Source organism: Prevotella sp. C0209C1, assembly GCF_056583855.1.
In genome coordinates this window covers 21,388-36,526 of the sequence record NZ_JBWPJP010000006.1, presented here as the reverse complement: position 1 = coordinate 36,526, position 15,139 = coordinate 21,388, and the positions used below count along the sequence as shown (strand labels likewise).

Below are 15,139 nucleotides of genomic sequence, written 5' to 3'. Positions count from 1 at the left end.
GATAATGGATGTAGAGTTTTTTAAAAAGTTAGGTTGGTTTGTTTTACTAATCCTTTTACAGGTGTTTGTGCTTAATCACGTTCACCTCTTTGGTATAGCTACACCATTATTATACGTTTACTTTATAATACAGTTTCGTCGTAATTATCCTCGTTGGGGCATGATGTTATGGTCGTTTTTCATGGGGTTGTTTATAGATGTTTTTTCTAATACTCCGGGTATATCTTCCTTTTCGCTTACCCTGATGAGTGCCATTCAGCCTTTTGTCTTGATGCCTTTTCTTCCTCGTGAAAGCTCTGAAGCGTTGCTACCCGGTATGGATACGTTAGGACTGGGCAACTATGCTTTGTTTGCTTTCTTTATGAGTCTTGTTTATAACGTAGTATTCTTTTCGCTTGATATGTTTTCTTTCTTTAATTTTTTAGCGTGGGGAGCATATATATTAAGTAGCACGCTGCTTACTACGGTGTTAATTCTTGTAATAGAGAATGTAAGAAGGCAGTAGATGAAAAATTATGATTTTGAAAAGCGCAGATTAGTATTAAGCGCGGTAGCTATAGGTATTGTGGTAGCTTTCATAATGCGCCTTTTTACTCTTCAGATAGCCAGTGATGACTATAGGAAGAGTGCCGACTCTAATGCTTTTCTAAAAAAGATAGAATATCCCTCACGAGGCATTATAACAGACCGTAATGGTAAGCTGCTCGTTTATAATCAGCCTGCTTACGATGTTATGGTGGTGATGAACGAAGAGAAAGGACATATAGACACTCTCGACTTTTGTAAATCGCTTAATATCACAAAGGATTTTTTCATACAGCGTATGAAAGATATTAAGGATCGCAGCAAAAATCCGGGCTATTCGCGCTTTACTCAACAGCTCTTTATGGGTCAATTAAAAGATAAAGAGTTTAGTGCTTTTCAAGAGCGTTTATATCGTTTCCCAGGTTTTTATGTCCAGAAGCGTAGCGTGCGTGAGTATCAACAGCCTATAGGAGCACATTTGCTGGGCGATGTGGCAGAGGTAAGTCAGGCAGATATAGAGAAAGATAGTTATTATCAGCCCGGCGACTATATAGGAAAGATGGGTGTAGAGCGTGAATATGAAAAAGATTTGCGTGGTCAGAAGGGTGTGCAGATACTATTGCGCGATGCTCACGGCCAGATACAAGGTCGTTATCAGAATGGCAAATTCGATCAAAAGCCTAAGCCCGGTAGAGATATACAGTTAGGTTTAGATGCTTCTCTTCAGCAGCTTGGAGAACGTTTGATGGAAGGCAAGTTAGGAGCTATTGTAGCTATAGAGCCTAAGACGGGACAGGTGCTTGCTATGGTGTCATCGCCAACCTTTGATCCGCGCCAGATGATAGGAAAGATGCGTGGTAAAACACAGCATGAGCTAATGCTTGACCCTGCAAAGCCTTTGCTCAATCGTGCCATTATGGGACAGTATCCTCCAGGGTCTACCTTTAAGACAGGGCAAGCAGTAACCTTTTATACCGAAGGTATCATTTCCGATTCTACACGTTATGCGTGCCATCATGGCTTTTATTTTAAAGGTCTTCATCTTGGCTGTCATGCTCATGCCTCACCTTTATCTTTAGTGCCAGCTATAGGAACATCATGTAATGCTTATTTTTGCTGGGGCTTATATCACATGCTCTCTAACCGTAGGCGATATAAAAGTCTTGATGAGGCTATGACAGTATGGCGAAACTATATGGTATCAATGGGCTTTGGGTATAAGCTGGGTATAGACTTACCGGGCGAAAAGCGTGGAATGATACCAAATGCGCAGTTTTACGACCATGCTTTAGGCAGGTGGAACCCCTTATCGGTAATATCAATATCTATCGGTCAGGGCGAGGTTAATCTTACCCCTCTTCAGATAGCTAACCTTGGTGCGACGATAGCTAACCGTGGTTACTTTATCACGCCTCATGTAGTTAGGAAGATACAGGGTAGGAAGATAGATAAAAAATATATTAAGCATCATCGCACAATGGGCAGTGTGAGGGCTTATGAGAGGGTAGTAGCTGGTATGGTGCGCTCGGTGTATGATGGTACTTGTGCAGGAGCCCCCCATCCGGGTTATTCCTTAGCAGGAAAAACGGGTACTGCCCAGAATCGTGGCAAGGACCATTCTGTCTTTATGGGTTTTGCTCCTGTGGAGAAACCTAAAATAGCTATTGCGGTATATGTGGAAAATGGTGGTTTTGGAGCTGTCTATGGTGTGCCTATAGGGTCATTAATGATAGAGCAATATCTTAACGGGAAACTTACTCCTGGCGATATGGCTAAAGCAGACCAGATACAAAAGAGACATATATCTTATTCCTTTAAACGGCCGCTTACAAAGGCTGATTCGCTTCGTATAGACTCTATTAAGCGGGTTACACAAATAAAAGATTCTATCAGGCATATTAATGAAATGAAAATGATAGAAGAGATACAGCAGGCAAAAGCTGAAAAGGCTCGCCTTGATGCTCAGAAAAAAGAAAAGAATAAGCCACAGCTCCCTAACGATCCTATTATTCGTCCAGAGACAGATGATAATATAGGTAGAGGAAAGAGCGAAAAAGATAATGATAACGACAAGAAGGATAAGAATCCTTCTGATGAAGAAAAATATAAAAAATAAATATATAGTGCCAAGTAATTATTCTGCCGACAAACAGCCCGGAGTACTTCGCTCCTTAGATTGGTGGACAATATGTATATATATTGCCCTCCTTATATTTGGCTGGATAAGTGTGTGTGGTGCGAGCTACACTTATGGTGATACCGAAATATTTTCGCTTTCTACGCGTTCTGGAATGCAGGTTATTTGGATAGGTACTTCCATTTGCCTTGGTTTTGTTCTTCTTATGATGAACGATCGCTTCTTTGACACCTTTGCTTATATTGTCTATGGGCTATTAGTGTTATTGCTTTTTGCCACTATCTTTAATCCTCATAGCATAAAAGGCTCACGATCGTGGCTTGTATTAGGACCATTACGATTGCAGCCAGCTGAGTTTGCTAAGTTTGCTACGGCATTAGCAATAGCAAAATTTATGTCTGTCTATGGGTTTACTATGAGTAATAGGAAACATTTTATGATAGCTTGCGGACTTATTTTCCTTCCTATGCTTTGCATCATAGGGCAGCGTGAGACAGGCTCTGCCTTAGTGTATCTCTCTTTCTTTTTTATGTTTTATCGTGAAGGTATGCCCGGTGCTTTTCTCTTCACAGGTCTATCTATGATAATATATTTTGTAGTAGGTATAAAATATGAAAACGTAATGTTATGGGATATGCCTACTTCGGTGGGTAAGTTTGTAGTGTTGTTTCTTGTACAACTCTTTTCTATTTCTATGATATGGGTATATTTAGGCGATAAAAAGAAGACGAAACGTTTGTTGATATATATGTTTTCTATTACCTTAATAGCGGTGTTGTTCTCAGAGTTTGTCATACCATTCGATGTTGTTTGGGTGCAACTTATCTTTTCAGCCTTTATTATAGGATATTTTATTTATAATGGTCTTAATTCCCGTTTCCCACATTATTTTTATATATCGCTCTTTGCCATAGGATCAATAGCGTTTTTTTATTCGGCTGATTATGTTCTTAACAATGTTATGCAGCCTCATCAGCGTGTTCGTATAAATGTGCTTTTGGGCTTAGATGAAGACTTGGCAGGTGCTGGATATAATGTGCATCAAAGCGAGATAGCCATAGGGTCTGGTGGTTTGCGAGGTAAAGGATTTCTGAATGGCACACAAACAAAGCTTAAATTTGTACCCGAACAAGATACCGACTTTATCTTTTGTACAGTAGGAGAAGAAGAAGGCTTCCTTGGTTCGGCATCTGTATTGGTATTGTTTTGCTGCCTTATATTGCGTATAATGCATGTTGCGGAGCGGCAAACATTTAAGTTTGGGCGTATTTATGGATATTGTGTGGCAGGAATATTCTTTTTTCACCTATTTATAAATGTAGGAATGGTACTCGGACTAACTCCCGTTATAGGCATTCCTCTGCCTTTCTTTAGCTATGGCGGGTCTTCGTTATGGGGCTTTACCATACTTTTATTTATATTTTTACGTATAGATGCAGGGCGAAACCTTATAAGGCAATAGTACATATAAAGCGCAGGAGCTTTTATAGATATATAACCTTATACGCCTTATCTTTATGAGCTTGGGTTGATATGTTTTAGTGGTATATAAGTCATAGTTTTTAGTATATTCTAAAAACAGTGTTAATAACATAGTAAAGGCAGACTTTATGAAAGCACGCAAAGGCGTAGCTAAGAGAAAGTCTGCCAATATTTAAAAGGGGAAAAGATATTTTTCAATAGAAATAAATATTATGCCCCGTTTGAAAAAATATTACTCTATATTATAATGTCATTATATAAGCGTGGGTACTATGAACTTTACTAAAAAGTATCCACCTACCAATAACCAGCAGTAAAGGATAGCAGCTAAAAGGAAAGGCTTAAATCCTGCTTTTTTAAATTTGTCAATACTTGTCTCGGCACCAAGAGCCGTCATTGCCATAGTAAGAAGGAAGACATCAATGGTCTGTATAAATTCTACTAAGCCTTTGGGTAATAAGTTAAGACTATTAAAGCAGATTACTAATAAAAACAATATTGCAAACCAAGGAATGTTTACCTTACCTTTACCACCTTCACTGTTTGTTTTATTTGTTCTTGCTGCCATCCAGCTTAATACAAGCACTACAGGAACAAGCATCATAACACGGATCATCTTTACTATGATAGCACTACTTGCTACATCTGCACCCATGGCATTACCAGCACCTACCACATGAGCTACTTCGTGTACCGTGCTACCTGTAAAGATACCCATTTCGCCAGCAGGCAGATTACATATTCCAGCACGATAAAGGATAGGATATAAAAACATAGATAGTGTACCGAAGATAACTACGGTTGCCACAGCTACTGCTGTCTTGTAAGGCTTTGTGCGTATAGCCGACTCAGCTCCTAACACTGCTGCAGCTCCACAGATACCAGAGCCTACAGAGGTGAGAAGAGCAATGTCCTTATCCATTTTTAGCAATTTACCTATAAACATACCACCACAAATGGTTACTACTACTATGATGGCATCTATGATTATGGCAGGTAACCCTACCGCAGTGATGTCCTGAAAGGTAAGCTTAAAGCCATATAGTATAATGCCGAAACGAAGTATGCGTTTAGAGGTGAATACTATACCAGGTATCCATGTAGAAGGTAAGTTACAATGTAAGGTGTTAGCATAGATCATACCAAGGATAATACCTATGATCATAGGTGAGAAGGATATAGCTTTTGCCCAGCTCATATCGCCAAAATAAAATGATGCACAAGCAAAGAGTGCCATAAATAGTACACCTTGAAGCATGCTGCTCCGTTCTTTTGATAATCTTTTCATTTTCTTCTTTTATACGTTAACTGCACTATCAGAGCGGATATAATCTCTATCTATGAGAGGCAGCATAAATTAAAATTTGTCGCCTGCAAAGGTACTAAGATAAAGTATAAACAACGAATACCATATTGCTAAACTTAGGTGGAAAAGATGGAGAAAAGCCTATTTAGAAAATGGAAATGTTTTAACATATCATATTAACATTAATATTATGTATAGCAGTTTTATATGTATATAATATGTGTTACTGTGGTATGTTTTTAAGCTAAATAGCATTTTAAGGGCTTATTTATACAAAAAAAAACGATACTTATTGTTTTAATAAGCATCGCCTTAACTTGTATTCATTCGCCAAATAGGTGAATGTGCTATTGGAAATAAATATCAATAGGGGGGATTGTTAGTCGAGATTAATCTTTCTCGAAACAATTAAAATTTCAGCAACTGTTGCTGCAACAATGGTGAAAATACCAAAAATAGTCATCATAATTTTCCTTTCTTCTTTTGTGTAAGACCCCTTTGGTCTTACGGGTTATTAATTACTCGATAATATTACATGTACAAAGGTACGAAAAAAAGCTCTAATGCCGCTTGTTTATAGTAAGTAAAAGAAGATAAATATGCCTTTGTTGATACATATCAATGATATTGCCGTAAGTCAAGAAAACAGTGTGCAGCTATAATATTATGGAGCAAACTTTGAGTTATAATATCCTTTAAGTGTAACTTTGCAGCATTTCCGAAAGGAAACAGTTTTGTAATGAAAGCAAAGCTATGTTTTTAAGTTTAATAATAAAGACAATAGAAATGAGTAAGTTGATTTCAGCAAACAAGGAAAGTGAAAGTAATGTTAGTGCTCGTATAGAGATGATGAGGCAGGCTCGCCGTGAGATGATAGATAAAAAGCGGCAAAGCAAGTTAATAACAGCATATTGATTTAATTATAGAAGGATCATCTCAAAGGATATTATTCCTTGTGATGATCCCTCTTTTTTTTATTTTGTTTTTATATAGCTCCTATATTAGATAGTAGGGTATAGGTGCTTTTCTTCTTTTAGTTTTGTTTTTTCTTATTTCTTTTCTTTTGCCTTTTTGGCATATTCAAATAAGGATTGTGGCAGATGACAATATCCATTAGGGTTTTTCAAAAGATAGTCCTGATGATATTCCTCAGCTTTGTAGAAGTTTTTTAAAGGTAATCGTTCTACGGCAAGAGGCTTACCAATGGCTTTTTCCTCAAAGCTAAAGACCTTGTCTATTATGGCTTTATCCGCATTGTCGGTATAATATACTCCTGTGCGGTATTGTGTGCCATGGTCGTTTCCTTGCTTATTGATGCTTGTAGGATCTATGGCTTTAAAGAAAAGTTTTATTAAGAATTCCAAACTTATTTTCTTAGGGTCGTATGTTATATGTACTGCTTCAGCATAGCCAGAGCGGTCGGTACATACGTCTTCGTAAGTAGGGTTAGGAGTGTTACCATTGGCATAGCCCACTTCTGTAGCCACTACTCCGTCTATAAGTTGTAAGTAATGCTCTGTTCCCCAGAAACATCCACCTGCTACATATATTTCTTTCATAGGTTTTAATAATTTTATGTATGCACCATATCCTTCGCGTTTCATATCCTTAAGGGGTATGAAGCGAAGTGATGCACTGTTAATACAATATCTTAAGCCTCCTTTTTCCATAGGTCCATCATCGAAGACATGACCAAGGTGAGCATTGCCAGTCCGGCTTTTTACCTCAGTTCTTGTCATTCCAAACGATTTATCGGTATTTTCTACGAGGAGTTTCTTGTCTATAGGCTTGCTAAAGGCTGGCCATCCGCAGCCTGAATCATATTTGTCTGTAGATAGAAATAAAGGTTCTCCTGTAGTAATATCGACATAGATGCCGGGTCGAAACTCTTTATCGTATTTGTTGGTAAAGGGCTTTTCGGTAGCAGCTTTCTGCGTAACAGCATACTGCTCTGCAGTAAGGCGAGCCTTGAGTTCGGCATTGGTGGCTTTTCTGAAAGTAGTCTTCTGAGGCTTAATAGTGGCAGTAGTCATAACGGTATTAATATTTTTACCTTTCTTAGTAGTGCTTTGACATGCACTTGATAAGGTGAAACTTATTAAGAAAAGGAGTAATGAAAATTTCATAACAAGCAATAAGAGGTTATTTGTTTTTAAGCGATTGTAAAAATTTATCAGCCTCAATAGCTGCCATAGCTCCTGTGGCTGCAGCTATAACCCCCTGCCTATATATAGGATCGGCTACATCTCCTGCTGCATATACCCCATCTATAGATGTAGCTGCAGAGAAGCCTTTTGTTAGGATAAATCCATGTTCGTCCATATCTATTTGACCTTTGAAGAGGCTTGTGTTAGGGCTATGCCCAATGGCGAGGAAGAAGCCGTCTATAGGCAAATCGAATTTTTCTTCATTTGTCTGCCCTTTGAAGCGAACGAGATGTGCTCCTTCTACACCGTCTTGCCCAAATAGTCCTACGGTATTGGTGTTATAAAGTATCTCTATGTTATCTTGTTCTTCCACGCGGCGACGCATAATGTTTGAGGCACGAAGATAGTCTTTGCGTACAATCATGTATACTTTTTTAGCTAATCCAGATAAGTACATGGCTTCTTCGCAAGCGGTGTCTCCTCCACCTACAACGGCCACAGTGCGTTTACGATAGAAAAAGCCATCGCAAGTAGCACAAGCACTTACGCCTTGTCCGCGATATTTCTCTTCATCAGGCAGACCAAGATATTTAGCAGATGCACCAGTGGCAATAATTATTGTTTGTGCTTCTATTTCTTTACCTCGTTCATCTTTAGCTATAAACGGGCGTTTACTGAGGTCTACTTCTACTATAGACCCCGAACGCACCTCTGTGCCAAAATATTGTGCTTGTTGTTTCATTTCAGCCATTAGCTTATTAGCATCAATGCCTTCATGAAAACCAGGAAAGTTTTCTATCACTGTGGTAGTGGTGAGCTGTCCTCCTGGCTGTAATCCTTCATAAAGAACAGGCTTATGATTAGCTCTACTAGCATAAATTGCTGCTGTATATCCTGCAGGTCCACTGCCAAGGATTAAAGTTTGTATCTTTTCCATATTGTTTGTTTTTATTTTGTTTGCCCACTAAGGTACGGTTATTAATTAAATAATCAAAGTTATTTTATATTTTACTTTTTATTTTAGATAGGAATTGATGTTACGAAGTAGCATCATATAGTGAGCTTTTATATATGTGTTAGAGGTTGTTTTTATTCGTTCTTGCAGTAGTTTTCTCAGCTTTTGTGCATAGAAGAGCATAAACTCGCTGTTTCTTCCTACTGTAACTCCCCATAAAGGTTCAGGCTCTCCATTTCCTTTACCAAAGTTTAGTGATGTAGTTGCATACTTCTCTGTATGTATGTTGTAAACATTAGCTACCTGTTTTACTTGTTCTATGCCCGATTTGAGTAATCGGACGAACATGCTTTGCATATCAATATCGTATTGATCGAGTTTTTCAGATGCTTTTATAGTTTTCTGAAATACATATTGGTATACATCTTCTAAATATTCTAAAGGTGAATATGATGTGGAATCGAGATAGAAAGACAAGTTTAGCTTTGAAGCAGCCATCATAGATAGAGCTTGTACGTCATGTGCCATAAGTTTGAAAGGTCTGTTTCCAGCGTATGGTAGCTTCTTTTCTAAGTTGTCATTTCCCATATCAGCGAACACTTTACCTTGCTTTAAAAGCCAGAGTGCAGCAGCACGTTGCTTGGCTTTAGGTATAACAGTGTATCGTGGGAGTTTAGACGATTCGCTCGTTTGATATAGCTTGATGCCGGGAATATATGCATATACGTTATATATATAGCCGTAAGCCTGATTAAGTATTTCGTGATAAAGCTCGTTACGTCGTGTGCCATCATCATCATTATTAAGCCATTTGTCCATATTATCAATGATGAATTTAAGGTTTTTCAGTCCGTAAGTTCCAGCTTTAACAGGATCGTTACTTAGGTCTTCTTCAATTGAAGATGGGTCGTAGCGTGTGCTTCCCTGTTGTAGTCCGTAGCGGTACATAGGGTCTTTAGCGTGTTTCTCTATTAAAGCGTTTAGCTTGCTTTCATCGTCTTTATATCCCTTAGAGTGAGGAAAGAGCCTATATGTCCAGTCTACAATATAGTAGTCGTACACTCCTAAGTTAGGTGGTGTCATCTTTACTCCTTTATCTTCAGGCTGTGCTATGTAATTAAATCTGGCATAATCCATTATCGAAGGTGTAGTACCATAGGTGTTTGTGAAGGTTGCCGATCGTAGAGAGTCGGTAGGAAAAGCATCAGATGCAGCCATGTTATGCATAAAACCTAAGGTATGTCCTATCTCGTGTGCTATGACATATTCGAGTGATTCTTGTAATATATGTTTAGGCATGTGTGCTACTCGGGCTTGCGGATCGCATTGTGCTGTTTGTACGAAGCGCCAGTTGTCTATAGTGTTTATGACATCGTTGTACACTAATACTGTAGCATTTATTATCTCGCCTGTGCGAGGGTCTACCCAAGAAGGACCCATGGCGTTTTCTACTGTTGTAGGTAGATAGCGTATGCATGAGTATTTAAAGTTGTCGGGATCGAAGTTTGGGTCGTCTTTAGGGAAGTCGCGCACTTGCATTACGTTTTTAAAACCTATTTTTTCAAATGCCTTGTTCCACCTTAATATACCTGCTTTAATAGCATCTTTCCAACCGTCAGGGAAGGTGTTTTCTATATAGAACACTATAGGTTTTACAGCTTCAGATAGCTTTCCTGCAAAATAAGCCGCAGTATCTTTAGGCTCTATTCTCCATCTTTTTACAAAATAAGCTTTTTCTATAGCTCCATTATCTTCTACGTCTTTTTCTATTTGGAATACTCCTATCCTTGTATCAGCAAGCCGTGGTGTCATAGGTATTTCAGGAAGTAGTGCAATGGTAAAGTTTACCCCAATGCTTACAGGATAGTTGTAAATGGTGTTTGCCTTACTTGATCCAGAGATAGTGGCAAGGTAGCTACGTTCCATCTTTATACATGCGTTGGTATCGAAAGTTTTAAGCTCAGTGATACGTGATAGATTTTCTTTTAGAGAGGAGCTTACCTTTAGCGACCCTGTTGATGTCTCTATGATCGGGAAGAAACGATTTTCTTTTAAAAAGAACGAGGACGCATCGAAAAGCACCGATTTGTTATCTTTGCTACGTCCTTTAACTGGGAAAGTACAGAAGTCGAGATTATTATAATTTTTAGTAGAGCTTTTAGCTGCTTGTGCATTGTTATGGTCGTAGAAGAGGTCAGTATTGACAATTTGCATTACAACAACACTGTCTTTTTCTATGAAGCGTATGTGTACAAGGTTAGAATTTTTAAATCCCAGTTCTCCTAACTTCGGATTAGATACTGATGTTATCGTGGCCCCGATGAGCATATCTTTCCCTATAGATGTGCGTGGCAAGTCTATAAGCAGCTTGCCATCGGTTTTGTAAAGCGATATGAAAGTCCCTTTACTACCCATTATAAGCTTATCGGTTAGTGCGTGTTCGTATGGTGTTTTCTTTACTTCTACGGTTTTGTTTTCATCTTTTTTCTTCTTTTTGAGGAAGTTGAAATTTCCTGCAACGGCATTAGTTCCTATAGTAAAAATAAGAAAGAAGAAGAATGTTTTGATATTATTTGTAAATGAAAAAAGTTTTCTCATTATTTATCCTCCAATTCTTTATTTACCTTAAAAAGTAGCATTTGATAATGTGCTTTAGCATCGTTAGGTAAGTTCTTTTTCAAGCATTTTTCTAACATAGGCTTCAGTTTAAGAAGACTACTATAAAAGTATATATCCGATCTATCTACCATAGCAGGAGTTATAGTTGGAGCTAAAGACGATGTTGGGTTGCCATATCCTACTGTTGTGGGTATAATGTTGTTGCTGTCTTTAAGCGATTTGCTTCCTATAGAGCTTTTCCCAGAAGATTTAGCTATAACCGATCGTGAGTAGGTAAGGAAGGTTTGTTGTAAGATACGTTCTTCTTGTGATGGTGCTTTACCTACGTATACGCTTTTAAAGATGCCATTAAAGAGATCATCGAAAAACTCTTTCTGTGTATATGCTTTGTTATCGAGGTGAGATGCCACAGCTACGCGTGTACGAGCTCCCATTAGTTCGTAACCAATAAACTCAAGTAGCTGGTCGTAGTAGCTAATGGCTATAAAGCCACGTTTCTCTAAAGTAGTGTTAGCATGGTGCTTAAAGTGGCATGCTTCTGCTAAAGCCAAAAGCAAAGCTTCTCTTTGTTTGTTTTTAGGTACTACTTGGTAGCGTGGAACTCCCGACGACTCTTTCATATCATTGAGATATATTCCTCCTACTAAGCTCATTACTTGTTTAAAGAAAGCATAATATTGCTGTGCTATGCTTAGGTATAATTTTTCTTTTATACGGCTATCTTCATCGTTTTTCACCCATGAGAGTATATTTTTCTGAATGGTATTTAGGTTTTGTATGCCAAGTTTTGCTCTTTTTATAGGGTCGTCTCCAAGTGCGCCCGGTTGCACACGAGGGTCCCATAATATTGTTTTTTCGCGATAATAGCGATATCTTGGGTCTTTTACTCGTTTATCTGTAAGGTCTTCTAATATTTTTGCTTCTTTAGACGCAGAGATTTTTTCTGTGTCGAAGTATCTATAATCCCACTCTATGGTATGATAATCGTACATGCCAGGTGAGTAGCTGCATAATGTAGCATTGTGGTCGGTAGGCTGTGCGATGTAGTTGTAATGTACGTCGTCCATGATAGAGGGTGTAAGCCCATTAACTTTAGTGAATTGAGCTCGGCGTAAGTTTTCTACAGAATAAGTAGATGAGGCTCCAGGGTTAGGAAGTAGCCCGAGCGTTTTACCTATTTCTTGTGCTACAACCATGGTGAGCCCTTCAGCGAATAGCTTGTCAGAGAGTTTTCCTGAGCGTGCTTCAGGGTCGGCGGCGGCTGTTTCTACGAAGCGCCATTTGTGTAGTAAGTATCTGATGTTGCTATTGATGAACACAGACGCATTTATTATTTCTCCTGTGGCAGGATTTACCCATGAGGCGCTAAAGGGGTTTTCGGCTTTGTTAGGCACATATCTTATGCAAGAGAAAGCGAGGTCGTCAGGGTCAAAGTTTTTATCGTTTTGTGGGAAATCAGCTACTTCGATAGCATTTTTAAATCCTGCTTTTTCAAAGGCTTTGTTCCATGCTAAGACTCCTTTCTTTATAGGTTCTTTCCATGCTTGTGGAAAGGTATCATCAATATAGAATCGTATAGGCTTTTCGGGCAGTGATAGTTTCCCTTTGGCATAGGCGTGTTTGTTTCTTGGTATGAGCTTCCAACGATGTGCTAAAAAGACGACATCGCTCTTTGACATATCATTTTTGAAAAATATTTTCCTTGTCGATGCAACACCTATGCGTGAGTCTATTATTCGAGGGCGCATATTGCTTTTTGGTAATAGCATTAAGCTGTAAGTTACCCCAATAGTGTTTGGAATATCGCTTGATAGAGGTATTGACAATATGGAGGCAGTGATATTATAATTGAAATCATTAGTAATGGTAAGGTTGTCGTCGAAACTTTTAATGGCTTTTGTGTACGACATTTCCGATTTAGGTGTTCCATTAATAGTAAAATCGCCATTTTTCTTAGGTATTATAGGTAGCAATGTACTTGGTTTGCCTAATAGCGAAGTTACGTCAAAAACTACCGCCGTGCTGTCATTGTTGTAGGCTTCTATTTTAAAACCTGTAAAAATAGGATCTCGGTAGCTTAGTGCGAGAGCCTCTTTCATTTGCAATGAAGTGTTTTTATCTTGGTATACGATGGTGTTAGGAGTTTTCATTACTATGCTACTGTCTTGCTTCTCAAAGTAGAAGTCAATGGGATTGAAGTTTTTCATGCCTACGGTTATGTATGTAGGGTCAGTAACAGAAGAAATGGTTCCTCCGAGTAGCATTTCTTTTTTCAGATATTTAAGAGGCAGCTCAAAGTAAAGTTTACCGTCTGTTTTATATATTGTAATAAATTTGCTGGTAGCTTTGTCTACCAGTTTGTTTTTGAAAAGTTTATCGAATTTTGTCTCTTTTTTCTCTTTCTTTTCTTTTTTCTCTTCTTTCTTTTTATTATCATCTGCATTAGCAGTGGTAATAAAGACACACGACAGCAATAAGATTATTGCTGTAGTGTATGTTCTTAATGATGTTAGTTTCATTTCTTTTATTTCGTTTCTGGATTACGATAGGTTATTTTTACTATTTTCCCTGTAATGTTTCTCTTCTGCCATATCATCTTGTTGTCCACTAAGTTGTAGCAGTAAATGCTTCCTACAAGGCTCCCTTTAGTGTTGTTGGTAGCTATATATAGCTTGCTGTCATCAGGAGATATGTATAGGTCTACGATGTTTTCAGACTCTTCGCCAACAGAGAAAAGAGGCTCTGTAGGGAAAGACCCATTTGATAGCACGTTGTACCCATATATCTTGTTTGCTGAAGAGTAGTAAACGAGGTTCTTGGTAGGTGTAGTGCATACTATAGAGTTTTCGTTTATTCCAGTGTTAGCAGGCATTTCCTTTTGATATATTATATTAGGCTCTTGTTGCTTTTCTTTCTTTGAAGAGAAGAATCCTGGGAAAATATGATAGAAAACATATTTATGAGTATCCTTATTATATGTTATTAAGGCTATTTTTCGTTCTTGATTAATCCCTCCTATGCCTATTAACGTCTGCTTAGAGAACTTGCCTTTAAGTATTTCATCAGGCGATTTAGGATATTGAGATGCTTGTACGAAGAGATGCCCTGCTGTGTTGTCGTAATAGGCTATGGCATGTGTGTAACGTAGGTCTTCACTCTTCCATAGTGTTGCAGCATTAGCAAAATTGAGAGTGTTGTCATTAACTTTCTTTTCCCAGTTGCTTGAGTAAGGTACGAGTGTAGCCGACGGACTTAGCATGCGTAGTGTTTTGAGCTTATCGTCTTCTTTTACTAACATTAAGGCAGGGTATCCGCGTGGGTCTCGCTTTAACCATGACACGTTGCCAGTGGCAGCTATCGAGAATCCTATTGTCATAAGGTTAGGGTTTAGCTCGTATATCTTAGAGGGATTGCCTACGGCTATGTACATTAGAGGCTTTCCTCCAGAGGCTACAGTGTAGTCGATAGCATTTGCAGTCCCTGTAAAGTCTGTGTTAGGATTGTTCTTTTTAAGCACATCTAATGCAAAAGTTTTCCCTTCTGCTCCATCTGGTATATATGAAAGTATGGCTTTTCCTTCATGTTGTGCCAGTGCGTAAACGCCTTGTCCGTATGAGTATTGTACGTCGATATTAAATTCGTAGTAGCGTATATCATCACCGTTTGTTATTTTTAATCGTGCTGGAAATTTTCCAAAGTCAGCACATACATATTTGAGATCTTTCTCTTTAGATACCACCTTATAGTTTATTTCCCACTCATAGCTTATATCTTTTTGCTTATTAGTTTGTGCTACTTGTGGTGTTATGGTAAGTGTTTCCCACCTGTTGAGGCTGTAAGTTTTATCCAAAGGTTTGGTAAGACTTAACAGCGAAGATGAGTTAGCGGCTTCGGTAGAGTTGTCGTTTATGCAAGAGCATAACGACAAACTTATAGCGAATATCAATAGTAAGTATGCTTTCTTCATA

Annotated in this window: 10 protein-coding genes; 4 read left to right on the top strand and 6 right to left on the bottom strand. The window is 38.4% G+C overall.

Translation table 11 applies throughout. The annotated features are described in order from the left end of the window. The first annotated feature begins 4 nt into the window (after positions 1 to 4). From mreD to rodA, 3 genes are read left to right on the top strand one after another with little or no spacing between them, the layout of a single operon-like run. The gene (mreD, locus tag AC1DCD_RS02640; protein WP_019035783.1) at positions 5 to 505 is read left to right on the top strand and encodes a rod shape-determining protein MreD; all 501 of its coding nucleotides are present in this window, start codon (positions 5 to 7) and stop codon (positions 503 to 505) included. Then, positions 506 to 2,641 carry a penicillin-binding transpeptidase domain-containing protein gene (locus AC1DCD_RS02635; RefSeq protein WP_464640122.1) on the top strand — a complete coding sequence of 712 codons (2,136 nt, stop codon included), beginning with the start codon at positions 506 to 508 and terminating at the stop codon, positions 2,639 to 2,641. 7 nt (positions 2,642 to 2,648) lie between these two features. After that, a complete protein-coding gene (rodA, locus tag AC1DCD_RS02630) occupies positions 2,649 to 4,124 on the top strand; it encodes a rod shape-determining protein RodA (protein WP_464640157.1) in 1,476 nt (491 codons plus the stop codon). Between the two features lie 273 nt (positions 4,125 to 4,397). Here the strand turns inward: rodA and AC1DCD_RS02625 are convergent, their stop codons facing one another. Further along, positions 4,398 to 5,432, bottom strand: a complete 1,035-nt coding sequence (locus AC1DCD_RS02625) for a YeiH family protein (RefSeq protein ID WP_008446432.1) — start codon at positions 5,430 to 5,432, stop codon at positions 4,398 to 4,400. Between the two features lie 804 nt (positions 5,433 to 6,236). Here AC1DCD_RS02625 and AC1DCD_RS02620 point away from each other — a divergent pair. Beyond that, positions 6,237 to 6,365 (top strand): hypothetical protein, encoded by a 129-nt coding sequence (locus tag AC1DCD_RS02620; RefSeq protein WP_262498003.1) that lies wholly within the window; start codon positions 6,237 to 6,239, stop codon positions 6,363 to 6,365. Between the two features lie 134 nt (positions 6,366 to 6,499). Here the strand turns inward: AC1DCD_RS02620 and AC1DCD_RS02615 are convergent, their stop codons facing one another. The 5 genes from AC1DCD_RS02615 to AC1DCD_RS02595 all read right to left on the bottom strand — a co-directional run bounded on the left by AC1DCD_RS02615 (position 6,500) and on the right by AC1DCD_RS02595 (position 15,138). After that, positions 6,500 to 7,483, bottom strand: a complete 984-nt coding sequence (locus AC1DCD_RS02615; RefSeq protein WP_464640159.1) for a bifunctional methionine sulfoxide reductase B/A protein — start codon at positions 7,481 to 7,483, stop codon at positions 6,500 to 6,502. Between the two features lie 109 nt (positions 7,484 to 7,592). Then, positions 7,593 to 8,534 (bottom strand): thioredoxin-disulfide reductase, encoded by a 942-nt coding sequence (trxB, locus tag AC1DCD_RS02610; RefSeq protein WP_008446479.1) that lies wholly within the window; start codon positions 8,532 to 8,534, stop codon positions 7,593 to 7,595. A gap of 78 nt (positions 8,535 to 8,612) precedes the next feature. After that, positions 8,613 to 11,150 carry a zinc-dependent metalloprotease gene (locus AC1DCD_RS02605; protein ID WP_464640125.1) on the bottom strand — a complete coding sequence of 846 codons (2,538 nt, stop codon included), beginning with the start codon at positions 11,148 to 11,150 and terminating at the stop codon, positions 8,613 to 8,615. Next, on the bottom strand, positions 11,150 to 13,690 hold the full coding sequence (locus AC1DCD_RS02600; protein WP_464640127.1) for a zinc-dependent metalloprotease: 2,541 nt from the start codon (positions 13,688 to 13,690) through the stop codon (positions 11,150 to 11,152). The genes AC1DCD_RS02605 and AC1DCD_RS02600 overlap by 1 nt, the downstream gene beginning before the upstream one ends. Before the next feature lie 5 nt (positions 13,691 to 13,695). Further along, positions 13,696 to 15,138: a hypothetical protein gene (locus AC1DCD_RS02595; RefSeq protein ID WP_024992605.1), complete on the bottom strand. Its 1,443-nt coding sequence runs from the start codon at positions 15,136 to 15,138 to the stop codon at positions 13,696 to 13,698. Position 15,139: the final 1 nt, after the last annotated feature.